This window comes from Marinobacter sp. UBA2688 (assembly GCF_002352785.1).
Taxonomy (GTDB): domain Bacteria; phylum Pseudomonadota; class Gammaproteobacteria; order Pseudomonadales; family Oleiphilaceae; genus Marinobacter; species Marinobacter salarius.
Window position 1 is genome coordinate 190,765 of sequence record NZ_DELU01000026.1, and the last position, 24,332, is coordinate 215,096.

Here is a 24,332-nt window from a genome sequence, read left to right on the forward strand (position 1 = left end):
CCCCAGCCACTCTGGACGCGCTTCGTGGACTATGCCGTCAGTTTCCCAAGGCAAGGTTGATTGCCGGCGGCACCGACCTGTCCCTTGAAATCACCCAGCAGCTCAAAGACCTTGATCACCTGATCGGTCTGAGTGGCATCAAGGAGCTACAGGAGATCCACGAGGACGAAGACGGGATCTATCTCGGAGCCGGAGTGACCTACCGCGCCATGTTCCATAAGCTCGAGGAGCGTTGGCCACACTTCGGGCCGATGCTGGAGCGCCTGGGTTCGCGCCAGATCCGCAACCGCGGGACTGTTGGGGGCAATATCGGGAACGCTTCGCCAATCGGCGACATGCCGCCCGCACTGATTGCACTGGGCGCAGAGCTCGACCTGGACAGCGTTGATGGCACCCGGCGCCTGCGCCTTGAGGACTTCTTCCACGGCTACAAGCAGACCGACCTCCAGCCTCACGAATTCATTCGGGGCACCTGGATCCCCAACCCGGCACCTGATGAAAAGCTGTTCATCTACAAAGTCTCCAAGCGCATTGATGACGACATTTCGGCAGTGCTGGGTGCCTTTTGGCTCAAGCGCGACGGCGACACCATCAAGGACTGCCGACTGGCCTTTGGCGGGATGGCGGCAACGCCAAAGCGGGCCAGTGGTGCTGAAGCGGCGCTTCGAGGCCAGCCCTGGAATGCAGACACGGTTGCGGCCGCCATTGCCGCACTGGAACTCGAATTTGAACCCATGACAGACGTGCGGGGGTCCGCAGCCTATCGCTTGCAAGTAGCCGGCAACCTGCTGCGCCGCGCGTTTTTGGAGAGCACTCAAGACACCACAACAACAAACCAGCCCCTCATGGTGACTGACTATGCGTAAACTACCTCCCAATATTCCGCGGCCCACCACAACGGCGAAAGGGCTGACAGGCACCCAGGCATTTCATGACAGTGCCTGGAAGCACGTTCGTGGACAGGCCCGCTATATAGACGACCTCCCCGAGCCCGCAGAACTCCTGCACGCGGCCGTCGGCCAGAGTACGCACGCCCACGCCCGTATCACCGCCATGGATCTCAGCGAGGTTTGGGCCTACCCCGGCGTGGTTTCGGTCATGACCGTCGAGGACGTGCCCGGCCATACCGACATCGGGCCGGTCTTTCCTGGCGATCCGGTTCTGGCCGGAGATGTGGTCGAACATGTGGGCCAGCCGCTGTTTGCCGTTGCGGCAACGAGTCATCGCGCGGCCCGCCAGGCGGCCCGACTTGCGAAAGTCAGCTATGAGCCCCTTCCTGCCGCGTTGACCGCGGAGGCCGCGCTTGATCAGCAGTTGTTCGTGCGCCCCAGTCATACCCAGCTGAGGGGCGACCCGGATAAAGCGCTTGCCGAAGCGCCGAATCGCCTACAGGCCCAGATGCATGTTGGCGGACAGGAGCATTTCTACCTGGAAGGACAGGCGTGCCTGGTAGAGCCTACCGAAGACGCGGGCGTGTTTGTTCATACCTCCAGCCAGCACCCCTCCGAGGTGCAAAAGCTGGTGGCCGAAGTCCTTGACCTCCCCATTCATGAAGTCCAGGTGGAAGTACGGCGCATGGGTGGCGGCTTCGGCGGCAAGGAAACCCAGGCCGCACCGCTGGCCTGTATCTCGGCCCTGCTTGCCCGACGCACCGGGCGGCCCGTTAAATACCGGATGGCGCGCTACGACGACATGGTACAAACGGGCAAGCGACACGACTTTTTCAACACCTATGACATTGGGTTCGACAACGAGGGTGTGCTGCGGGGGGCCGACATCATGGTGGCTGGACGCTGTGGCTTTTCGCCCGACCTGTCCGATGCCATCGTCGACCGCGCCATGTTTCATTCCGACAACGCCTATAGCCTGGGGCAGGCGCGTGTTGTTGGCCACCGCTGCAAAACCCATACGGTTTCCAATACCGCCTTCCGAGGCTTCGGTGGCCCCCAGGGCATGATGATCATTGAGCGGGCAATGGACGATATCGCCCGCCATCTCGGCATGGACCCGCTGGATGTGCGCAAGCGCAACCTGTACGGACCTGGCCGCGATGTAACCCACTATGGTCAAATCGTCGAGCAGCACGTTTTACCGGACCTGATCGACACGCTCGAGGCCAGCTCGGACTACCGTCAGCGTCGTACCGAGATTTCCAGGTTCAACAAAGAAAACTCAATCCTGAAACGGGGTTTGGCCCTGACACCGGTGAAGTTCGGCATTTCATTCACGGCCAAACACCTCAACCAGGCCGGTGCACTGGTGCACGTTTACACCGATGGCAGCATTCACCTCAATCACGGCGGCACCGAAATGGGCCAGGGGCTTTACATCAAGGTAGCCCAGGTCGTAGCCGCAGCCTTCCAGGTAGACCTGGACCGGGTAAAAGTGTCCGCGACCCGGACCGACAAGGTACCCAACACCTCACCAACGGCTGCCTCCTCGGGCACTGACCTGAACGGCATGGCTGCCCTGGATGCCTGCGAGAAAATCAAGCAGCGCCTGGTCGAGTTTGCCGCCGAAACCTACGGCGTGAGCGCGGACTCGGTACGGTTTGAAAACAACCAGGTCAATGTCGGTGAGCAGCAGTTCGGCTGGGCGGAATTCGTGCAGCAGGCTTACATGGCGCGGGTTTCGCTGTCTTCCAACGGGTTCTACAGTACACCCAAGATTCACTATGACCGAGAAACCGGTCAAGGCCGGCCCTTCCTGTATTACGCCAACGGGGCTGCCTGCGCAGAGGTGGTGGTTGATACCCTCACCGGAGAGTACAAGACCATGCGGGTGGACATCCTTCACGACGTGGGGCAGTCGCTGAATCCGGCCGTGGACATTGGCCAGATTGAAGGCGGCTTTGTTCAGGGCATGGGCTGGCTCACCACCGAAGAGTTGGTATACAGCGACGAAGGCCGACTGTTGTCCAACGGCCCGGCGACCTACAAAATCCCGGCTGTGTCAGACGCGCCACCGGATTTCCGGGTGGCCCTGCTGCCTCACAGCCCCAACCGGGAAGCCACCGTATTCCGCTCAAAGGCTGTGGGCGAACCGCCACTCATGCTGGGCATGGCAGTATGGTCTGCCCTGCGTGACGCTGTTTCGAGCGTGGCGGACTATCGCTACAGCCCGCCCCTGGACACGCCTGCGACACCAGAGCGGGTGCTCCAGGCTGTCACAGCAACCGAGCGCTGGGTAGCAGCGCAGGGGGAACCGTCATGCAAGAACGCCTGACCTGGATCCAAGCCGTTGCTGACTGCGAACGTCGCGGTCAGCCCTATGTTTTGGTCACGGTACTGGGCGTAACAGGCTCGGTACCACGGGAGCCGGCCAGTAAGATGGTCGTCACCCGGGAACACAGCTACGACACCATCGGCGGCGGCCACCTGGAATACCGGGTGATCGCCCGCGCCCGCGAGCGCCTGGCAAACCACGAATACAGCTACGAGCTGGCGCACTTCCCTCTGGGTGCCAGCCTTGGACAATGCTGTGGTGGTAGCGTGGCGGTCCTGCTGGAGGCCCAGTCCGGCGGCGATGCCCGCCTTGTGGTCTTTGGTGCGGGTCACGTCAGCCATGCCCTGATGCGTATCGTGGGTGATTTGCCCTGGCAGATCACCTGGGTCGACTCCCGGCAGGAATGTTTTCCGGACAGGACGCCCGACAACACCACGGTTCATTGCACCGACGACCCGGTTGGGGACGTTCCCGAACTGTGCAGCAACGCCCATGTACTGATTCTGACCCACAACCACGCACTGGATTATGACCTCTGCCAGGCGCTGCTGAAACGGGATGATGTGCGCACGATTGGCCTGATCGGTTCGCAAACCAAGGCGGAGCGTTTTCGCCAACGCCTTGCTCACCGCGGGTATACCGAAGCCGATATCGACCGCATCCGGTGCCCCGTCGGGCGCAGTGACATCCCGGGTAAGCGGCCCATGGAAGTCGCGGTGTCCATTTCCGCCGAGCTTCTTAGCCTGGTCGCTTCCGACACGGCCGAGAAACCATCAAAACGAGGCCTCTCCTGGGGGGCTCTCAAAGCGCTTACGAAAGAAGTTAAGCCTAACGAGGTTGAAGTCGCGGGCCAGAAAACGTAACCCAGCAGACAACCTGACATCGCTGCTAATCCCCGGGCCGGCGCCCGTTTGAGCGCTGGCCCGGTAAATACCCTGTCATTAAAAGTTCAATTTGCTCACAATTTTTCTTGACAAGTAATACATATTTGTACGAAGTTGTCGGTCATAATGTATACAACAAAGAGCTGTAGGAATGACCGAAACAGACCACAGATTATGGATTCGCAATCCGCTTGCCTGTTCTGACCCAGGCGCAGCCGGCGGTATTGTCGTCACGGGAACAAGAATTGTGGAAAAAGTGGCCGGGGGGCAGCAACCTCACCAGCCCGTTAACGAGACCTTCGATGCTTCCGGGCATGTCCTGTTACCCGGCTTGGTAAATACCCACCATCACTTCTACCAAACCCTGACCCGAGCCTATTCCCCCGCGCTCAATAAAGAGTTATTTCCCTGGCTGACCACGCTTTACGATGTCTGGGCCAATCTCAACGACAGCCAGATGGCCCTGGCCAGCGAGTTGGCGATGGTCGAGCTGCTGATGTCGGGATGCACCACCGTAGCGGACCATCATTACGTCTTTTCCGGTGCCTTGGTAAACGCGATTGACTGCCAGGTCGAAACCGCCCAGCGCCTCGGCGTTCGAGCGGCACTGACTCGCGGGTCCATGAGCGTCGGGCGCGACGATGGCGGTCTGCCGCCACAGACCGTGGTGCAGGACGAGCAAACCATTGTCGATGACAGCCAGCGTCTTATCGACCGTTACCACCAGCGTGCTGAAGGGGCCATGACCACCATCGCCCTGGCGCCTTGTTCACCGTTTTCAGTCAGCCGGGCATTAATGCGCGAGAGCGCGCGGCTTGCAGAGAACAACGACGTTCGCCTCCACACCCATCTTGCCGAAACCGAAGATGAGACCGCTTACTGCCAGAAGCTGTTTGGCATGCGCCCGCTGGATTATCTCGAGGACAGTGGCTGGCTCACCGATCGCACGTGGCTGGCCCATGGCATTCATTTCAATGACGACGAGATTCAGCGCCTTGGCCGTGCAGGCACGGGCATCGCTCACTGTCCCTCGTCAAACATGGTTCTGGGCTCAGGGCTGTGCCGGACCCTGGAACTCGAAGCGGCGGGCTCACCGGTCGGATTGGCGGTCGATGGATCAGCGTCGAGCGACCACTCGAACCTTGCCTCGGAAATGCGTCAGGCACTGCTTCTGGGCCGCCTGCGTTACTCGCCAAGCCAGGTAACACACGAAGCCGTCATCCGCTGGGCAACGCAAGGCTCGGCCCGTTGTCTGGGACGAACCGATATCGGCGGACTGGAGCCAGGCCAGCAGGCTGACCTGGCACTGTTCAAACTTGATGAGCCGCGTTTCTCAGGCGCGGAGAATCCACTGGCGGCGTTGCTGCTGTGTGGTGCACAACGCGCTGACCGGGTCATGGTCGCCGGGCGCTGGAGAGTGACCGGCGGCCTGCCCTGCGACGTCGATCTTGACGCGTTGATGGCACGCCATGATGAAGCAGCCCGCCAACTAAGGAGAGCTATTTAGAAAATCTTTGTAGAGCTATTGGTAGTCAACAGTCAGGCATTCCTACAAAAACAACACCTAGGAGAGACTCATGACAACAAGTACATCCGAACGGCCAGATACCGGTCCAGGTGACCGTTATAGCACCCGCGACGTTAATTCCATGCCGCCCTTGCGCCGCGCGATACCGCTGGGCATTCAACATGTTCTGGCGATGTTCGTTAGCAACGTGACCGTGCCAATCATCATCGCCGGGGCGGCGGACCTGCCTCCCGATCAGACGGCTTTTATGGTTCAGGCCGCGATGTTTGTCGCTGGCATCGCTACTCTGTTGCAGTCCCTGGGCCTGGGGCCCATCGGTGCTCGCCTTCCTATTGTTATGGGGACCAGCTTCGGATTCGTACCGGTTCTGATTCCCATAGCCATCGGCATGGGGTTGCCCGCCGCCCTTGGGGCAGCGTTGTGCGGTGGCGTCGCGATGGCGCTAATGGGGTTGTTTCTTCCCTGGTTCCGGTTTTTGTTCCCGCCAGTGGTGACTGGAACCTTTGTCGTGATGCTGGGCATTCTGTTGATGCCCGTTGGTCTTGCCTACGCCGGTGGTGGTTTCGGCGTGTCGGATTTCGGCGCCCCCCATCACATCGGACTGGCCTCGCTTGTTCTCGTCGTCACCGTGGGGCTTCACCAGTTCGGCCGAGGTATCTGGAGTGAAGTTGCCCCACTGGCCGGTTTGCTGGTTGGCTTCGTTGCTGCCGCGGCTTTTGGCTATGTCGATTTCTCCAAGGTGGGCGATGCCGACTGGGTGACGTTCCCCACCCCGCTGGGCATTGGTATTGAGTTCCATATGGCCGCCATCATCCCCGTGGTGGTGCTGTCTCTGGTCACCGTGGCCGAATCCATCGGCGATATAGTGGGCACCACCGCAGGCGGGCTGAACCGTGAACCCACCAAGAAGGAACTCTCCGGCGGCGTTATGGCCGATGGCATCGCGAGCGTATTTGCTGCTGTTTTCAATGCGTTCCCCCAGATCAGTTTCAGCCAGAACGTAGGCATGGTTGCATTGACAGGCGTCGTTAGCCGCTATGTGGTGGCGATTGGCGGCGGATTCTTGGTGTTGGCCGGCCTGCTGCCAAAGCTCGGTGGTCTCGTTTCCAGTATTCCCAACGCGGTGCTCGGCGGTGCGGTACTGCTGATGTTCGGTATGATCGCCAGTGCCGGCATTAAGATGCTCAGCCAGGTGCCGTTCGACAAGCGCAACATGCTGATCATTGGCACCTCTCTGACCATCGCGGTGGGTTTGCCGGCACAAGAAGGGCTCTATGCCAACCTGTCCGAAAACCTGCAAGCGATGATCGAATCCGGTTTGATCCCCGGGGCCATTACCGCCATCGCGTTGAACCTTATTCTTCCCAAAATCCCAAACCCGGTGCCCGATAGCTCTGAATGCCCTGAAAGCTCCAAGAGCACGGCAATGAGGCCGGACTCACTTCGAATATCTGGGTGATTGAGGGCCGAACGGCCATGTTTCCCAGCGATAAACCAAGGATAACTCGATGAAAACAAAACCAGTGCTAGGCTTAACAGACGTCAATCTGATTCTCGACGCGGCTCAGAAAGAGGCCGACGCCAACGGCTGGCCGGTGACCATCGCGGTAGCGGACGATGGCGGCCATGTCCTGGGGCTGCGTCGGCTGGACGCAACGGCGCCATTCACCGCGCATGTCGCCATGGAAAAGGCCCGTAGCGCCGCCATGGGTCGAAAAGAGACACAGATTTTCGAAGACATGATCAACAATGGGCGACATGCTTTTCTTTCAGCACCGCTCCAGGGGCTTCTCGCCGGCGGCGTGCCGGTGATCCTGGACGATCAGGTGGCCGGAAGCGTGGGAGTCTCCGGCGTCAAACCCGATCAGGATGTGCGGATAGCCAAGGCTGGCATTGAGGCGATCACCTCATCCGTGAATCGCCTTTGAAAAGTGGATTGCCCCATTAACCACTGAAGCCATCGCACTGGAGTATCCATGAGCATTCGCCTAAAGCTAATCATCGGAATGGGGGCAGCACTGCTTGCCAGCACGTTGCTGTTGGTTTCCCTTAATATCGTCCAGATGCGCGGGCTTCTTGATCGATACCTGCTCAACTCCGCCCTGCCATCCAGCCTGGAGGCCATAGCAAATTCCGTTGAGCGTGACCTCCAGGCGCCTATCACAGCGTCACGGCTGATTGCGGGGAACAGCTACCTCAAAGAGTGGATCGGTGACAACGAACCACAGCAGGGGCTCGCCCCCGCCACCCGGTATCTCGAGGGGGTCAGGCGCAGCCAGGAGGCCGCCTCCGCACACTTCGTGTCGGTAAACACGGGCAACTACTACACCCATCAGGGCATCGACAGGGTGGTGACTCCCCAGGCGGACCGCTGGTTCTATAATTTCCTGGAAAGCGGCGAGACCATGGATCTGTCGCTGGACGTGGACAAAGCAACGGGTAAACCCACCCTCTTCATCAATGCCCGCATGGAGGATGGCGGCGAGGCTATCGCAGTAACCGGCGTTGGAATCGGGCTTGATCAGATGGCGGAGCGAATCAGGGAATTCCGCTTTGGTGAAACCGGTATCGTTTACCTGGTGTCTGAAACCGGCCAGGTCAACATTCATCCTGACCTGCAGCAAACAGATCAGCCCCTATCGAAGGTTATTTCTCCAACGGCGGCCGCCGAACTGTTGAAAGACCCGACATACCACCTGACCGAGTTTGATCGAGATGGCCGTCGCTTCATCGCCGCCAGCCTGCCTCTGTCGATCACGGACTGGCGTGTCGTTGTAGAGGTTCCGTCTACCGAGATTTACGGCGAAGCCAGCCGGGCCAACCAGACCTCCTTGCTCGTCGGCGTCCTCGTGGCTCTTGTTTTCCTCGGCATCATAGCTTTGGTCGCCACTCGCATGACGAAGCCACTGACGAAAATCACTCGGGCGTTGACCGAAATTGCCAAGGGTGGCGGCGATCTCACCCAGGAACTGGCGGTTGAACGCAAAGACGAGCTGGGCCAATTGGCGACCGGGTTTAACCAGTTTGTCGGGGCACAACGAGAGATGGTTCGGGGGCTTCTGGAGACGGCAATCCGGCTCAAGGCATTTGTCGAGCAAACCTCCACCGTGATGACGGCCAACACCGACCGAGCCAAGGAACAAAGCAGCCTGACGGATTCCGTCGCCACGGCGGTGTGCGAGATGGAAGCCACGGTTCAGGAGATTGCCAAAAGCGCTACGGAAACGGCAAACCAGCTGGAGCAGGTCGGCAACAGCGCCAGTGACATTCGTGAAGGCATGTCGCGTTCCATCGCCCAAGTCGAGGGAATGGCGAGTAACATCCGCGAATCGGCCTCGGCGATCCAGCAGTTGGCTACCGAAGCGCGGGATATTGGCCAGGTGATCGAAGTGATCAATGCCATATCCGATCAGACCAATCTACTGGCCTTGAACGCAGCCATAGAAGCAGCCCGGGCCGGTGAACATGGGCGTGGATTCTCGGTGGTCGCTGACGAAGTTCGCAGCCTTGCACAGAAGACACAATCATCGACCAAGCAAATTCGAACCATTATCGAGCGTTTGCAGGAGGGCTCCGAGCGTGCGGTCGAGACGATGGCCACAAGCGAGAAAGCCACCGAAGAAACCGTCAGTACCTCCGCCAGCATGGGCAAAGCTCTGGATGGAATCGGCGAAAACGTGGACCGGATTGTAGAGATGAGCCACCAGGTGGCTGCAGCAACCGAAGAACAGAGCTCCGTCACCGAGGAAATCAGCTCAAACGTTCAGGACATCTCTCATCTCAGTGCACGTTCGAGTGAGGACATGACGGCAGCCAGCCGTGAAATTGAAGAATTACGTGCGATGGCGGAAAAGCTTGAAGCTCAAATGAAAGCGTTCCGGCTCGACCGTGAAGACTGACTTAATGAAGAAAAGATTCGGGCGCTATACAGCTCATCCAACAACGACTAACTAGAGGGAGCCATCAGTGAAACAGATATTCGCCGCCTGCCTGCTGTTTGCCTTGACCGCCCAGGCAACTGCGCAGACATACGTGGTTGGAGTGGAACAGGGAAACTTCCTGCCCCATTACGGGGTTGACGAACAAGGCCAATACAGCGGCTTCGCCCGTGAACTACTGGACCTTTTCGCCGAACATGCCGGCGTAACCTTCATCTACAAACCCTTGCCGGTCGATGAATTGATGCCGGCCCTCGTTGAAGGCGAGGTGGACTTCAAATACCCGGATCATCCCGACTGGGCCCGTGCGGCAAAAACCGAGGACAGGATCAGCTACAGCCGCCCCATCGTGGAGTATGTTGACGGCGTTCTGGTGTCTCCGCGGCGACTCGGCCTGGACGGGGACCACCTCAAACGCATCGGCCTTGTCGATGGCTGGACGGCCCGGGGATACGAGGAAAAGATCGAGGCCTCACAGATACTCCCCGTACCCAGCGACAGCCTGCCCGAAATGATTCACCAGGCGTTGCTGAAGAACAGCGATGGCGCTTACTACAATGTGGTGGTCGCCCTGCACCATATCAACAATGTTCGGGTAAGGCCGGGCGTTCTCGTGTTCGACCCCAATCTCCCGCATACCCGAAGCGCCTACCGGCTTTCAACGATCAGGCATGGGGATTTGCTGCCACGCTTCGACAGTTTTCTTGAGGAGCGCCACGAACAGGTCGCGGCGATCAAGGCCAAGCATCGGGTAGAGGCCAACATTGGCACCGAGTACTTTGGCATGGAGCAATGGAAAGTGGACTTTCTCAAACGGCAAAAGGCGAAAAACACTCAGTGACACTGACCCTCTCGCCGTATTCTGGCCCGAACTGATCACGGCTACTGAGGGCACAGCTCCGTTTCCAGCCAACGGCGCACTTCATGCCGGTGACGCCTGCGGTTGAGCTGTTCACTGTGGATATCGCGGGGGAAAATTTCCGATGCACCGTCATGTCTTAGCCAGAAACGCCGGCGTACACCCACGGCATAGCGGCTGGGGCCGTGAACCACTGCGGCCCGAATTTCTACAGCAGTCACATCCTCGAACAGGTAGTCGCTGTCACTGTCGCTATCGTCACTTCGGCGCCCCAGGATAATGTTGCGAAATGAACCCAACACCAGGTACCCGCCGGGCTGCAACGGCCCCTGCCGCAATACCTGGTGTACATTGCTGTCGTCTGCCCCAACCCGGCGATACTCGGTAACGGTCAGGGTTCTCTCCTCACCGCTACGGGTTTTCAGCACCACCTGCACACACTGCACATGGATGGTTTCCTTGCCCATATTCACCAGCAGACACAGGGCGTCCGGGTTCTCGTTCTGGGCATGGTGAATAACCATATAGGGGCGGTTATTACGCTGATACTGGATCAGGAACAACTGAAAATAGACGATCCAGATAACCGCCATGACGGCGCTGCTGATGGGGCTTATGTATTCCATTTGCTCTCCTGGTTCAGCCGACTTATGCGCTTACACGTTCTGTCGATACACCAGGATTTCAACCCCATCTCCGAAACAGATCACCCCTCGCTACTTAACCGCGCCACCACAGCCGCCAGATCCGTCATACCCTTCTCCACCTGCTGAATGCCGGTAGCAATACCCGATATTTCATCCGAACTGCGACGTGACAGCGTCGATACCCCGTCCATGTTCGCGCGCAGGGACTCGATCAAGTGGCTGTTCTTGCCCACTACCGTGGAAATTTCTTCCAGGGATTCAGCGGTCTTTGCAGCCAGTTTACGTACCTCGTCGGCTACCACTGCGAACCCCCGCCCCATTTCGCCGGCGCGGGCGGCTTCGATGGCAGCGTTCAGGGCCAACAGGTTGGTCTGCTCAGCCACAGAGCGAATGGTGCTGACAATACTGCCAATCTGCTCGGCCTGGGTTTCCAGATCCCGGCTTACCTCCGTGGCGCTGGCCACCTCAGCCAGAGCCGACGCCGAGGTTTCCACCGCAAGGTTGAGGGCACGGGTAGCTTCAGCCGCAATCTGTGAGGTTTCCTCGGAAGTGGCGGCAGCCACGTCGGCTGCCTCGCGGGCGTTGTTCACCCGCGCGGTAATGTCCGAGGCGAATTTGATCACCTTGTATACCTGCCCGCCAGCATCCAACACAGGGCTGTAGGTGGCTTCCAGCCAGATACTCTTGCCGCTCCTGTCCCTGCGCTCAAACTGCCCTGAAAAACTCTCACCACGGGCCAACCGCTTCCAGAAGTCAGGGTTATCGCGATAGAAATCATCAAAGCAGAACATCCTGTGGTGCTGATGGATGATCTCGTCCTTGGCGTAGCCGGTGGTGGCCAGGAAGTTCTCGTTGGCCTCCAGTATCGTGCCGTCGGGCGTGAACTTGATGACAGCCATGTAGCGGTCGAGGGCATCAAGCATGGCGGTATCATCCGCCACTTTGTCCTGGGCGGCAGTCGCGTCTGTTGCCAGTTTGATGACCTTGAAGACTTTCCCGTCCTCATCGGTGACGGGGAAATAGGTGGCCTCCAGCCAGACACGCCGACCATCCTTGGCAAAGCGGGGGAATGTGCCCTGTTTCTTGATACCGCGCCCGAGATCCTCCCAGAAGTGCTGGTATTCCAACGACGCCGTATAGCTTGAGTCACACAGCGCCCGGTGGTGCTTGCCAATGACCTCCTGGCGCTCGTACCCGACAATGGATAGCAGGATATCATTGGCAGACTCTACAATTCCCGAAGGGCTGAACTCGATATACCCGATCTGGGAGGCAATGGCATTCAGGGTTTGCTGAATCCTCTCCTGTTCGCCCCTGGAGACCGTTAACTGATCCGTCAATTCCGCAATACGATGGCGCCCAAACATGACATTCTCTCCCTGATGGATGAAGCAGCACATTGCTCAATATATGCTCAACCCATCGGGGAAATAAGTAGCTTAAGGTACAGTTAAGGCAACGAACTGTAAGAAACAATTACATTACATGTTTAGCGATATGACCATCTTGAGACCAAGAGATCTCCGGAGATCACCTCCAATCCAGAAACGCATCCTTCACATGCCCCGCCAGCGCATCGTTGACCGGATTGCTGCCACTTCGCACGAGTGCGATCTGATACTCCGCCAGCGCCGGCAGCCCTTCCCGGTCGAGTTTTCGTAGCGGCGGGCGCACCAGGCTGACGGGGAACGGTGCAACCGCCAGGTCCGACAACATCGCCGCTTCCTGGCCGAAGCAATTATCGCAGGTGTAGGCAACCCGATAGGAAATATGGGCGTCATCCAGGGCCGTCAGCGCGGCCCGGCGCCATACGCAACCATGGCTGGCAAGCGCCACCGGCAGGGGTGACCGGTTGGCAGCGACACCCCCTTCGCGGCCGGCCCACACCAACGGTTCGGTGTGTACAACTTCACCGCGTCGCTCCTGCCCCTCATTGCCAATGGTGACCAGCACCATATCCAGCTCTCCCGCATCGAGCCGGTCCAGGTTCTGCTGACTGGAGCCAACCACCACATCCACCTGAACCGCCGGATACGAGCGCGCGAACTGCGCCAGTACGCCCGGCAGGATACGGCTCCCCACATCGTCTGAAGTGCCCAAACTGACCCGGCCTTCCAAAACGGGAGAGAGGAACTGCCGGATAGCCTCCTCGTTCAATCGCAGCAGTCGCCGGCCATACCCCAGTAGCACTTCTCCCTCGGGCGTCAGCCGGACGCGACGGGCTTCGCGCACAAAAAGGACATGACCGAGAATTTCCTCAAGCCGTTTGATCTGCATGCTCAGGGCCGAAGGGGTGCGAAAAACCTGCTTCGCGGCCCGGGTAAAGCTTCCGCTCTCGGCAATGGCCACGAAGGTTCTCAATACGTCGGTATCCAGTAGCGGGCCAACCTCGCGGTTAGGCGCAAGTTCGGTACTGTTCATAAGCCACCTTTCAATTTTTCTTAACTCAGATGTTAAATCTTTTCGTTTGTTTGATCAAAGGTGACGTTGCATGCTGATAACCATGCCCCCGCAAACACGCGAGGGCACCCATACTGATGACTGAACTGGAGATTGAAACGATGAGCCATTATCAGGATTTTCGCCGCCCCCAGCTTCGTCCAGACGCCCCCGCCAAGCCCCCGGAGCTGGAGCTTTACATGCCGGCCACCCCGCCACTGGCGTTCATGGCAACGGTTGAGTTCTGGGTCAGAATCTTCCGGCGCAGGCACCATTTTCGTCGCCTGTTCCTGCCTTTGCTGAAGGAAGATGACGAGATGCTGGCGGACATCGGCTTCGAGAGGACGGATATTCAGTGGGCGCTCAATCTCCCACTGAAGGTCGATGCCCTCAAGGCGCTGGAGGCATGTCGCAGAGCGCGGGTTTGTTCAAACGTAAAGTGACTCGATCACATCCGTATACTTCTCATAGATGTTGCTTCTGCGCACCTTCATGGTGGCTGTCACTTCATCGTCGTCATGGTCGAGCTCTTTGGTGAGCAGGTGGAAACGCTTGATCTGTGCCACTTGGGGTAACTGATCATTACCCCTGCTCACCTCGGCCTGGATCAGTTCATTCACCTGCGCCTGTTCTGTCAGGCTGCGGAAGGTGGTATAGGCAATCCGTTGCTGTTCGGCCCACTTGGCCACCGTGTCAAAATCGATCTGTATCAGGGCGGAAACGTATTTCCGGGCCTCACCGATCACAATGCATTCCTTGATATAGGGGCTGGCCTTGATGGTGTTCTCAATCTCCGTCGGCGACAGGTTCTTGCCGCCGGCGGTGATCATGATGTCTTTCAGCCGGTCGACAATCTTGAGCTGGCCATTCCGCCACTCGCCTACGTCGCCGGTATGCAGCCAGCCGTCTTTCAGGGTAGAAGCAGTCGCCGCGTCGCTCTTGTAGTAGCCCTTGAACATGCTGCCACCGCGCATAATGATCTCGTTCTGATCACCGAGTTTGACCTCAACGCCGGCGATCGCGACACCCACGGTTCCCAGCTTCACGTCATCCACCGGCTGTGCGGTTGCCACGCCGGTACTTTCCGTCTGGCCATAGACTTCCAGCAGCGGAACACCAATGGTCCGGAAGAATTCCAGAATCCCGGTGGAAATGGGGGCCGCTCCGGTCATCGCGATGGTACATCGGCGCAGGCCAATGAAATTCTGCAGGGCCCGGAACACCAGCCAGTAACTGAGGCTGTACAGGCCTTTTTCTTTCAGGCTCCACTGCGCCCGAGATTTGGTCGCCATAGGCGAACACGCGCGGATGGCCCAATCGAACAATGCCCGGCGGAAACGCCCTGTTTCCTGGACCTTGATATAGATGGCGGAGTGCAGCTTCTCCCAGATTCTGGGCACGCCCAGGAAAAAGGTCGGCGCAATTTCCCGCAAATCCTCCTGAACGGTCCGCAGGCTCTCGCCAAAGCTGACGGAGCTGCCTGCGTAAACCGGCGCAATGTTGGTTACCGCCTGCTCCGCCACATGGCACAGCGGCAGGTAGGAAAGGCTAGAACCGCGATCGTCCGCCTGCAGCAATTCAATAAGACCGGGAGCGGCAGCGTGAAGATTGCCCCAACTGATCATCGCGCCCTTCGGCCGTCCGGTGGAACCGGAGGTGTAGATCATCAGGGCGGTGTCATCCATCCGCTGGCCATCCAGCAATTCATCCACCAGTCCGGGATGGTCTTTTTCATACTCCCGGCCTCTGGCCTCAATGTCCTCGAACGCCGCCGGGGGCTCTGGATAGTAGCGAAGGCCTTTCATATCAATGGCAATGGTGTGCTTCAATTGGGGCAGTTGGGGCCAGGCTTCCAGCACCTTGTCGGTCTGCTCCTGATCCTCACACACCACAATGCTTGCATCGCTGTGTTCGAGAACGTAGGCCACTTCATTCCAGGGACTGGTCGGGTACACCCCAACACAGATGCCCCGCACCATGCCAATACCCATCTGGGCGATCACCCATTCCACCCGGTTTTCCGAGATGATGGCCACGTGGCCACCCTCCTCCAGCCCCATGGCGCGCAGCCCCAGACCAAAATGCCGGGCGCGGTTGTAGTAGTCCCGCCAGGAATAGGCTTGCCAGATGCCAAAGTCTTTCTGACGCAGGGCCAGGGCATCCGGCCGTTCTTGCGCATGGGCCCGCAGCATCTGGGTCAGGGTCAGATCAGGCAGGGAAGGTGTTGTCATGACAGCCACCGTTTACGGCGTTTATAGTGCTTGATATCGCGGTAACTACGGGCTTCACCTTCCTTGCCGCCCACACCCAGATAGAACTCCTGAACGTCCTCGTTCGCCGTAAGCTTATCCGCCGGGCCGTCGATCACGATCTTGCCGTTCTCCATGATGTAACCGTATGAGGCAATCGCCAGAGACACGGCCGCATTCTGCTCCACCAGAAGAATCGCGGTGCCCTGTTCACGGTTGATCCGCGCCACGATGGTAAAAATCTCTTCCACCAGCAGCGGTGCCAGGCCCAGGGACGGCTCATCAAGCATGATCAGGTCCGGCTGGGCAATCAGCGCCCGGCCCAGAGCCAGCATCTGCTGTTCGCCACCAGAGAGGTAACCCGCCAACTGCTTGCGACGTTCCCTGAGGCGCGGGAAATAGTCATAGACCAGTTCGTAGCTGTCGCTCAGGGAGGGCTTGCTGCCACTGAGGGCGTAGGTGGCGGCAACCAGGTTCTCCTCCACCGTGAGGTCTTCAAACACACGGCGGCCTTCCATGACATGGAAGAGTCCGTTACGCACCAGTTTTTCGGGAGGCGTACCTTTTACATCCCTGCCCCGGAAACGTACTTCCCCGGCGGTCACCTCCCCGTCTTCCAGGGTCAGCAGGCCGGAGACACTCTTCAGCGTGGTGGATTTGCCAGCACCGTTGGAACCGAGGAGCGCCACAATGGCGCCCTCCGGCACCCGCAGCGACAGGCCCCGAAGAACCTGCACCGACTTGTTGTAGACCACCTCGATATTATCGATTTCCAGTAAGGCTTCCATACAGCCCCTCAGTCGAGGTGAATCCAGTCCGATACCGGCTCATAACGACCTTCTTCAGCATTCACCCGCCAGATCCGGCCGACCGGGAAGGACATGTTCCGCACGGTGACCGGAATGCCGATGATGCCGCCAGTATCCCAGTCCTCAATAGAGGCAAGAGATTCTGCCATGTTGTCTCCGGTCAGTTCTTTCCCCGCATCGAGCGTGCGCTTGACCACTTCTGTCCAGACCATGGCATTGAACCATCCCTGCATGTAGCCGGTGGGACGGTAGCCCGCTTCCGGGTCACTCTTCTCCGCCTGGGCACGGAGGGCATCAAGCATGGGCCCGCTTTCCTCGCTGTCGTAATAGTTGTAGGGCATTACGCCCATGTAGCCATCGGCATCCGCTCCCATCTTGTCGATGATCAGTTTGTCCGAGGACCAGAAGGTGCCCATGAACTGGGTATCGAGGCCCATCTGGCGCATCTGCACCATGAACTCGTTGATCGGCGACAGTACGTAGCCATGGAACACAACATAGTCTGGTCTTACCCGGCGAAGCTTCAGAACCTCGGCGGACACATCCACACTGCCGGGCTTGGTCACGATCTCCTCGACAACCTCGATGCCCAGCTCGCCCGCGCGGGCTTTGCCGTTTTCGATGGGGTCCTTACCGAATTCGGTATCACTGTAAACAAAGGCCACGGTAGGCATATCACCGCCTTCACCCTGGGTGGCGATGTACTCCAGAATGATGCCGAACATCTGACTGTAGTTCGGGCCGGGAATGAACTGGTAAGGGTATTGCTCGTTATCCGTCAGCGCAGTGGCGAACGAGGCTCCGCTCATCAGAGTATTGCCCTGGCTATTGAGCTCAGAGGCAATGGCTTTCATGAAACCGGTGCTGTCGCCGTAATAGGTAGCCGGGGAACTGCTACCGGAAATTTTCTTGAAGGCCGCCACCGAACGATCCACCTCATAGGCGGTGTCTTCCATCACATACTCGACCGGGTGGCCATTGATGCCCCCCTGGCTGTTGATCCAGTTGGTGTAGTCGGTCAGACCGGCGTGGATGTGAATACCGGCAAACGCGAACACGCCGGAGAGCGGTATGGAGCCGCCAAACACGACGGGCTCCTTGTCCTGTGACATCACCGGCGCGGCGACTGTCAGCGCAGCAACCAGGCTACCAAGCCCGGCAAGCCGGCGACCTTTTTTGAGGATGTTTCTGAACATGTTCATTCTCCTTGCGGCTTCTTGTTGTTGGTGTTGCACGGGTTCCCGTGAGAGAACCATTAATTCCGGAACGGCCAGAGGCGGAAAAAGCGACGGATACGGTGCCAGATTTCCGCAAGCCCATGAGGTTCAAAAATCAGGAAGCCCACGATCAGGGCGCCAAAAATGATTTCCAGCATCGGCGACATGAACACGGGCGCGTTGGGGTAGAACGGAGTCAGGGCCGCCGTCAGCAGTTTCAGCGCTTCCGGCACCAGGGTCATGAAAGCAGCACCGAGGATGCCCCCCAACAGATTGCCCATGCCCCCCACGATCACCGCCGCCAGATAGAAAATGGACATGGAAAGCGGAAAGCTCTCCGGGGTAACCACACGGTAGAAATAGGCAAACAGGCCACCGGCCACGCCGGCGTAGAACGAGCTGAGCGCGAACGACATCAGTTTGTAGCGCAGAAGGTTAATGCCGAGAATCTCGGCGGAAATATCCCGGTCGCGAATGGCAATAAAGGCCCTGCCGATTCGTGTCCGGAACACATTCCGGGCCGCCAGCACCATCAGCACCGCCAGCGGCACGATGATGAAATACATCATGAAATCACTCTGGAACGTCAGCCCGAACAGGTGCGCTGGCTCCAGGCTCAGGCCACCCATGCCACCGGTGACGGATTCCCACTCGGCAAAAATGAAGTGCAGGAACACGCTCGCGGCCAGGGTAGCGATGGCCAGATACAGGCCTTTGACCCGCAGTGATGGCAGGCCCACCAGAATCCCGACGGCAGCAGCCATAAGCCCGGCCAGCAACAGCGTGACCGGAAACGGTAGGCCGGTGTTGATGGACAGCCAGGCCACCGTGTAGGCGCCAACGCCCATGAACCCCGCCTGCCCCAGGGAAATCAGCCCGGTAAAGCCGGTCAGGATGTTCAGGCCGGTGGTACTGATTACGGCAATGCCAACCAGGCAGCCCAGGTACAGCAGGTAAGAGTCGACGGCAAACGGGAACACCATGAGAATCAGCAGGAAAAGACCCAGCCACAGTTTTTGGGTCTGGCTGGTCCAGATTGCCTCATCGGCCTCGTAACTCTGTTTCGCGTCACCGATGCGCATCTTACACTCGCTCTATTTCGTGGGTGCCAAAAAGGCCATAGGGGCGGATAACCAGGATCACCGCCAGCACCAGGAATGTTGCCGGCATACGGTACTCGCCCCCGAGGTAGGCACCGGCAACCGTTTCCAGCCAGCCAATGAACACGCCAGCCACCAGGGCACCGAGAATGCTGTCCAGGCCGCCAACGATCACCACCACCAGCACACTCAGACCAATGATCCCGAACTGCGGACTGAGGCCGCCGGTGGCGGCCACCAACACACCGGCCAACGATGCCGCAAGAGAGCCAAACACCCAGGCCATGTTGAATACCCGGCGCACGTTAATGCCCATGGAATAGGCCGCCGCCTGATCCGAGGCCGTTGCCCTCAGGGCCACGCCACCCCTGGAGAAGCGGAAATAAAGCAGATAAATAATGAGCAGGGCCGAACCGATCAGAAAGCCGTAGGCAATTTTTGGAGCGAGGTAGAGTGGGCCGATAAACACCGGCTCCCGTGGCAGAAAACGGGGCAACAACTGCGGATCGGCAGTCCAGATGAACTCCACCAGGCCCACCAGGATACTGCCGATACCGATGGTGACCATCACCACCGAGATGGGGGACTCACCCAGCATGGGCCGGATCATGGTCTTCTCGATCACACCGCCCAGAATACTGCCACCGATCACCGCCAGCGGCAGGGCAATCCATGGTGATAACTCCATGCCGCCAGCAAAGGCCAGGAACAGATAGGCGGCAAACATCATGATCTCGCCAATGGCAAAATTGATCACCCGGGTGGCCTTGTAGATGATCACAAACCCCAGCGCGATAAGGGCGTAAAGCCCGCCCATGGCCAAACCGGCGAGGCTGATTTCACCAAAGAACAACCAATCCATCAGGCAACCTCCCCTTCTGGATTGAGCTTTCTTCGCAAACTGTCGATGTCACTGTTGCCCAGATAAGCCTTGACCACCTCGGGGTTGTTCTGAACATCCGCCGGCACGCCTTCGGTAATAACCTGGCCGAAATTCAGCACCGCGATATGGTCTGATATGTCCATCACCATGCCCATGTCGTGCTCTACCATCAGCACGGTAATGCCCCACTCTTCCCGGATATCCAGAATAAATCGGGCCATGTCCTCTTTCTCTTCCCGATTCATGCCGGCCACCGGTTCGTCCAGCATCAGCACCTTTGGTTGCATGGCTAGGGCCCGGGCAAGCTCAACCCGTTTTTGAAGCCCGTATGAGAGGCTGGCCACCGGCTGGCGTCGTATATGATCGATTTCCAGGAAGTCGATAATCCGCTCTTCCACTTGCCTGCGAACAGCCATTTCCTCCCGGCGGGCCGGCCCGAAATAAACCAGCGCACTGAGCAGTCCGCTCTTCATGTGCACATGGGCGCCAAGCTTGATGTTGTCGAGTACGGTCATACCCCGGAACAGGGCTATATTCTGGAAGGTTCGGGCAAGGCCAAGGGCGGCTCGCTTCGGCGGCTTGATACTGCCCGGCAACTCTTGGCCATGGTAGCGAATGGTGCCCTGCTGCGGTTTGTAAAAGCCGGAGATGCAGTTAAAAAGCGAGGTCTTGCCCGCACCGTTCGGGCCGATAATGGTCGTGACGGTGTTTTCAGGCACCTGGAAACTGACATCCTGCAGCGCCTTGACGCCACCAAATGAGAGAGACAGGTTACTGATCTCAAGGATGCTCACATTACCTCCCGGCACCCCTGGCGCCGGGCAGACAGGCTCGCGAACACGCCCTGCTGGTACCCATCTCACGCCCGAAGATGATTGTCGTTGTTGTTTTTTCTTGTCATCGGGAGATCCCCGATCCAGATTAAAAGTAGTCCATTCAGGCAACATTGGGCAAACCCTTCTACCCTGTTACCTGTCAGACACCGAAGGGCGCTGAACAAATAATGAAGCCATAGGCCCACCACGATGAGAGAAACATCCACCATGTCAGACTCATTGGTAACCACCGAATTCGACGCCGATACGGGCATTGCAACGATGACTTTCAACCGGCCAGCAGCCCTGAACGCAATCAGTGTGCCCATGGCAGAAGCCTTTCTCGCGGAGGCTCAGGCACTGAAAGACCGGTCAGGCCTTCGATGCATCGTTCTGACCGGCTCCGGGCGCGCTTTTATGGCGGGCGGGGATATCGCCAGTATGACCGGCTCTCCCGAACAGGCGGGCAAAGCCGTCAGCGCCATCCTGGGTGCGGTCAACCCGGCCATCCTCCTGTTGCGCAGCATGGACGCCCCGGTGATCGCGGTGGTCAAGGGGGTTGCGGCTGGTGCCGGGCTGAGCCTGGCACTGATGGCGGACCTTGTCATTGCTCAGGAAGACACCAAGTTTTTGCTGGCCTACAACGGCATTGGCGCCATTCCTGACTGTGGTGGTAGCTGGTTCCTGGCCCACAAGATCGGCGCTGGGCGGGCAGCCGAGTTAATGCTGCTGGGCCGAACCCTGAGTGCGACCGAAGCCAGGGACTGGGGCATGATCACTGAGTCTGTTCCGGAAGCCGACTTTGAAAAACGAGTGACTGAGATAACGAGAAACGTCGCGAATGGCCCCACCCGAGCCTTCGGTGCCTTTCGACGGCTTACGGACGGAGCCTGTGGCGATCAGTTGGCTGCCCAACTGGAAGCCGAAAAGGAAGCGTTCCTGGAACTGACCCGGACCGGGGATTTCGCAGAAGGCGTCGCCGCGTTCCTGGCCAAGCGCCCCCCTGAGTTCCACGGATCCTGACTGTCAGGATGCTACATCCTGGGCAGCCAACGCCTTGATGTCCGGGTACTCGTGTACCCGAACCTCCGATTGCGCGGGCGCCTGCTGAGCAAGCGCCGACACCTCGTTAACCATTGCCCTGGCCACGGTGACCGCCTCAATACCGCGAAACTTTTCCAGTGGGCCGATCAACGCCCGGTTGATGAGGGGCATGGCTTTTATGCCCAGTGCTTCGGCGGTGCGCTGCTCGTTGCGTTCGCCCAGCAGCAGACTGGGTTGGTAGATGGACAGGCAGGGATAGCCCAGCGACTTTATGCCGTCTTCCAGTTCACCCTTCACCCGATTGTAGAAAACGGTGGAAGACGATGAGGAGGCAATGGCAGACATCAGCACGAATACCTGTGCACCGTTTGCCCGGCCAAGCTCCGCCGCTTTCATCGGGTAACCGTAGTCCACTTTACGGAACTGCTCGCGAGAGCCGGCCTTCTTGATGGTGGTGCCCAGGCAACAGACGATGGCATCCACCGCGAACAGATCACTGTGTTCATCCAGGCGGTCGAAATCCACTTCCTGCTGATGCAGTTTTTCATGGTTCAGCGGCAACGCTCGACGCACGGGCGCGACGACCGATGACACGTCTTCCCGCGCCAGCAGACCTTCTAGCACCTGGCCACCGGTCAGGCCAGTGGCACCCAATAGCATCACTTTCATAGAATCTCCCTCAACCACGAAACAACACCCGAACACCCACTAGTATCCAGCACAAACTCCTGCCCCCGCGAGGCACTTTTCAGAGTGCAGTATTCCCCGTCCCGGGACCAGCGGGCGAGGTTACCGTGAAAACTCATCGCGGTGTCCGCCGAATCCGGATAGAAACACCCGGGTAATCGCCATTGCGTGGTCGAAGCGGCATCCGGTGCCGTCAGGCGTTGCCGCTCCTCCAGGCGTCCAAACACCCCGGCACCCGGAAGGCCGGTTGATCGCCCCTCAAGCTGCAGGGCATCGGAGGCCACATGGAGCGTATTGCCACCATCTGGCTGACCATGGAAGTGCGGATGGTAGCGGGCCCACCGCAGGTCACTATCCGACAACTCATCAATGCGGTAAACATCGCCAATCTGGAGCCAGCCCCACAGCCCGTGAAACGGGCGGGCCTGTTTTACAAACTGCCAGCGCCTGCCCTGTTTTTCCACGTCCCGAAACAGACCGAAAAACAGGAACAGATCCCCCACCCCCACCTGCTGTTTACGGAGGTGCCCCTGTGCGGCGCCGGTTTGCCCCAGGCAGGGCCGCCAGCCGGTTTCCCGGGGATAAGCGTCAGCGATCAGGTCCGGGTCGAGGTGGGCCTTTCGGGCGCCACCACGCCGGTTGCCGGTCAGGTCGGCCACCAGCTTGCCAACATTCAGACCATCGTGATGGATATCATGGTAGGTGATCCGGGAACGCGAGTCCGGGATCGGCAGGGTATAGAAAGACCTGTCAGGGAACACCGGGCTGGGACAGCCGCCTGCGGAGGAATCAAAGCCTTTACGGCTGAGGATCAGTTTCATAAACGCATTTTGGAGCAAGGAACGAAGCGCAACCATATCACGCCATTGAAAAGCAGTTTAAACTGACGACAACAACAGACTGGCCCACCCGCTGATTCAATGCCGATCGCCCATGACTGATTTTGAAACCCTGAACACGCTGAAGGCAGGCCTTGAAGCCTGGTGGCACCCGGGCGTTACCGTCCTGCTCTCAATGGCTATCACCTTTCTTGTGTACAAGGGGTTGCTGGCAACGGTTCAACGCTTAACCCGCAGCAAAACAGTTCCCCGCCTGTTCCTGGATGCCTCATCAACCGCTCTGGGCATTGCCATTACCCTGGTGGTGCTCAACGCCATCCTGGAAGCGGCGTCCCAGGACCTGCCTCTGATCAACCACTTCCGCCACGCCGCCACGCTGCTGCTGATTGTGGCCGTCACCTGGGCGCTGGTGCGCTGCACGTCAGCCATCGGCGACGTCATCGTCTCCCTGAATCCCGTCCTGGAAGGCCAGTGGAAACGCGCCCGCAAGGTGGAAACGCAAACGCGCTTCCTGGTGAGGGTGCTGAACATTCTCATCGTCATCGTAGGCCTGGGCGCCGCACTGGTCACGTTCGAGCCGGTTCGTCATCTTGGCAGCAGCCTGCTGGCCTCGGCGGGCATTGGCGGCATTATTCTCGGCTTCGCCGCCAAACCGGTGTTGGGCAACCTGTTGGCGGGCATGCAGATTGCCCTCACCCAGCCGTTCCGAATCGATGATGTGCTGCATGTGCAGGGCGAATGGTGCTGGGTGGAGGAAGTCACTGCCACCTACGTGGTGCTGAGGGTCTGGGATTTGCGACGGCTGGTGGTTCCGCTGCAATGGTTTATCGAAAACCCGTTCCAGAACTGGTCGAGAAACGACACTGAAATGATGGGAACGGTGTTCATCACCGTCGATTATTCCATGCCTATCGAACCACTACGAACCGAGTTTGAGAGGCTGCTGGAACAGGCGCCGGACTGGGACGGGAAGACCAGGATCGTGCAGGTGACCGAAGCCGGCGAGGCCAATATCGAGGTGCGCTTCCTGCTCAGTGCCAGGGACTCAAGCTCACTCTGGAATCTCCGCTGCGCCATCCGCGAGGGGTTGATCACCTTTATACAGGCGCAGTTTCCGGCGCATCTACCAAGGGTCCGTGCCAGGCTGGTGGAAACGCCCGACCAGTAAC

Annotated in this window: 22 protein-coding genes; 11 read left to right on the plus strand and 11 right to left on the minus strand. The window is 58.8% G+C overall.

Going from position 1 to position 24,332, the window contains the following annotated elements; translation table 11 throughout:
- Positions 1-56: 56 nt before the first annotated feature.
- From B3M52_RS16325 to B3M52_RS16360, 8 genes are all read left to right on the plus strand, one after another.
- The gene (locus B3M52_RS16325) at positions 57-866 is read left to right on the plus strand and encodes an FAD binding domain-containing protein (RefSeq protein WP_414673605.1); all 810 of its coding nucleotides are present in this window, start codon (positions 57-59) and stop codon (positions 864-866) included.
- Positions 859-3,225 (plus strand): xanthine dehydrogenase molybdopterin binding subunit, encoded by a 2,367-nt coding sequence (xdhB, locus tag B3M52_RS16330; RefSeq protein WP_075195342.1) that lies wholly within the window; start codon positions 859-861, stop codon positions 3,223-3,225. The genes B3M52_RS16325 and xdhB overlap by 8 nt, the downstream gene beginning before the upstream one ends.
- The gene (gene xdhC, locus B3M52_RS16335; protein ID WP_075195343.1) at positions 3,210-4,088 is read left to right on the plus strand and encodes a xanthine dehydrogenase accessory protein XdhC; all 879 of its coding nucleotides are present in this window, start codon (positions 3,210-3,212) and stop codon (positions 4,086-4,088) included. The genes xdhB and xdhC overlap by 16 nt, the downstream gene beginning before the upstream one ends.
- Positions 4,089-4,260: 172 nt before the next feature.
- Positions 4,261-5,616, plus strand: coding sequence for an 8-oxoguanine deaminase (locus tag B3M52_RS16340; protein ID WP_075195344.1), 1,356 nt, complete (start codon positions 4,261-4,263; stop codon positions 5,614-5,616).
- A 70-nt stretch (positions 5,617-5,686) separates the two neighbouring features.
- Positions 5,687-7,096: a uracil-xanthine permease family protein gene (locus tag B3M52_RS16345; RefSeq protein ID WP_127402259.1), complete on the plus strand. Its 1,410-nt coding sequence runs from the start codon at positions 5,687-5,689 to the stop codon at positions 7,094-7,096.
- A gap of 49 nt (positions 7,097-7,145) precedes the next feature.
- Positions 7,146-7,565: a GlcG/HbpS family heme-binding protein gene (locus B3M52_RS16350; protein ID WP_075195345.1), complete on the plus strand. Its 420-nt coding sequence runs from the start codon at positions 7,146-7,148 to the stop codon at positions 7,563-7,565.
- 48 nt (positions 7,566-7,613) lie between these two features.
- A complete protein-coding gene (locus tag B3M52_RS16355) occupies positions 7,614-9,536 on the plus strand; it encodes a methyl-accepting chemotaxis protein (protein ID WP_075195346.1) in 1,923 nt (640 codons plus the stop codon).
- 67 nt (positions 9,537-9,603) lie between these two features.
- Complete coding sequence (locus B3M52_RS16360) at positions 9,604-10,416, plus strand: substrate-binding periplasmic protein (protein ID WP_075195347.1); 813 nt, start codon at positions 9,604-9,606, stop codon at positions 10,414-10,416.
- 41 nt (positions 10,417-10,457) lie between these two features.
- Here B3M52_RS16360 and B3M52_RS16365 read toward each other — a convergent pair whose 3' ends face one another.
- The 3 genes from B3M52_RS16365 to B3M52_RS16375 form a co-directional block, all read right to left on the minus strand.
- The gene (locus B3M52_RS16365) at positions 10,458-11,060 is read right to left on the minus strand and encodes a hypothetical protein (RefSeq protein ID WP_075195348.1); all 603 of its coding nucleotides are present in this window, start codon (positions 11,058-11,060) and stop codon (positions 10,458-10,460) included.
- An 80-nt stretch (positions 11,061-11,140) separates the two neighbouring features.
- Positions 11,141-12,448: a methyl-accepting chemotaxis protein gene (locus B3M52_RS16370; protein WP_075195349.1), complete on the minus strand. Its 1,308-nt coding sequence runs from the start codon at positions 12,446-12,448 to the stop codon at positions 11,141-11,143.
- A 163-nt stretch (positions 12,449-12,611) separates the two neighbouring features.
- Positions 12,612-13,502 carry a LysR family transcriptional regulator gene (locus B3M52_RS16375; RefSeq protein ID WP_075195350.1) on the minus strand — a complete coding sequence of 297 codons (891 nt, stop codon included), beginning with the start codon at positions 13,500-13,502 and terminating at the stop codon, positions 12,612-12,614.
- 116 nt (positions 13,503-13,618) lie between these two features.
- Here B3M52_RS16375 and B3M52_RS16380 point away from each other — a divergent pair, with 116 nt between their 5' ends.
- Positions 13,619-13,963: a DUF1127 domain-containing protein gene (locus tag B3M52_RS16380; RefSeq protein ID WP_051946521.1), complete on the plus strand. Its 345-nt coding sequence runs from the start codon at positions 13,619-13,621 to the stop codon at positions 13,961-13,963.
- Here the strand turns inward: B3M52_RS16380 and B3M52_RS16385 are convergent.
- Genes B3M52_RS16385 through B3M52_RS16410 form a run of 6 tightly spaced genes read right to left on the minus strand, consistent with a single transcriptional unit; the run spans position 13,949 to position 20,572 of the window.
- Positions 13,949-15,751 carry an AMP-dependent synthetase/ligase gene (locus B3M52_RS16385; protein ID WP_036202736.1) on the minus strand — a complete coding sequence of 601 codons (1,803 nt, stop codon included), beginning with the start codon at positions 15,749-15,751 and terminating at the stop codon, positions 13,949-13,951. The genes B3M52_RS16380 and B3M52_RS16385 overlap by 15 nt on opposite strands.
- Complete coding sequence (locus B3M52_RS16390; RefSeq protein ID WP_036202733.1) at positions 15,748-16,557, minus strand: ABC transporter ATP-binding protein; 810 nt, start codon at positions 16,555-16,557, stop codon at positions 15,748-15,750. The genes B3M52_RS16385 and B3M52_RS16390 overlap by 4 nt, the downstream gene beginning before the upstream one ends.
- Before the next feature lie 8 nt (positions 16,558-16,565).
- The gene (locus B3M52_RS16395) at positions 16,566-17,774 is read right to left on the minus strand and encodes an ABC transporter substrate-binding protein (RefSeq protein ID WP_075195351.1); all 1,209 of its coding nucleotides are present in this window, start codon (positions 17,772-17,774) and stop codon (positions 16,566-16,568) included.
- Positions 17,775-17,833: 59 nt separating this feature from the next.
- Positions 17,834-18,877 (minus strand): branched-chain amino acid ABC transporter permease, encoded by a 1,044-nt coding sequence (locus B3M52_RS16400; RefSeq protein WP_036202730.1) that lies wholly within the window; start codon positions 18,875-18,877, stop codon positions 17,834-17,836.
- Between the two features lies 1 nt (position 18,878).
- Positions 18,879-19,757: a branched-chain amino acid ABC transporter permease gene (locus B3M52_RS16405; protein ID WP_036202727.1), complete on the minus strand. Its 879-nt coding sequence runs from the start codon at positions 19,755-19,757 to the stop codon at positions 18,879-18,881.
- Positions 19,757-20,572: an ABC transporter ATP-binding protein gene (locus tag B3M52_RS16410; protein WP_075195352.1), complete on the minus strand. Its 816-nt coding sequence runs from the start codon at positions 20,570-20,572 to the stop codon at positions 19,757-19,759. The genes B3M52_RS16405 and B3M52_RS16410 overlap by 1 nt, the downstream gene beginning before the upstream one ends.
- A gap of 249 nt (positions 20,573-20,821) precedes the next feature.
- Between B3M52_RS16410 and B3M52_RS16415 the strand changes: the two genes are divergently transcribed.
- On the plus strand, positions 20,822-21,616 hold the full coding sequence (locus tag B3M52_RS16415) for an enoyl-CoA hydratase/isomerase family protein (RefSeq protein WP_075195552.1): 795 nt from the start codon (positions 20,822-20,824) through the stop codon (positions 21,614-21,616).
- Between the two features lie 3 nt (positions 21,617-21,619).
- Here the strand turns inward: B3M52_RS16415 and B3M52_RS16420 are convergent, their stop codons facing one another.
- Positions 21,620-22,306: an NAD-dependent epimerase/dehydratase family protein gene (locus B3M52_RS16420; protein WP_075195353.1), complete on the minus strand. Its 687-nt coding sequence runs from the start codon at positions 22,304-22,306 to the stop codon at positions 21,620-21,622.
- Positions 22,303-23,145: a hypothetical protein gene (locus B3M52_RS16425; RefSeq protein ID WP_075195553.1), complete on the minus strand. Its 843-nt coding sequence runs from the start codon at positions 23,143-23,145 to the stop codon at positions 22,303-22,305. Before B3M52_RS16425 ends, B3M52_RS16420 begins: the two co-directional genes overlap by 4 nt.
- A gap of 112 nt (positions 23,146-23,257) precedes the next feature.
- Here B3M52_RS16425 and B3M52_RS16430 point away from each other — a divergent pair, with 112 nt between their 5' ends.
- Positions 23,258-24,331: a mechanosensitive ion channel family protein gene (locus B3M52_RS16430; protein ID WP_075195354.1), complete on the plus strand. Its 1,074-nt coding sequence runs from the start codon at positions 23,258-23,260 to the stop codon at positions 24,329-24,331.
- The last annotated feature ends 1 nt before the right edge of the window (position 24,332 follow it).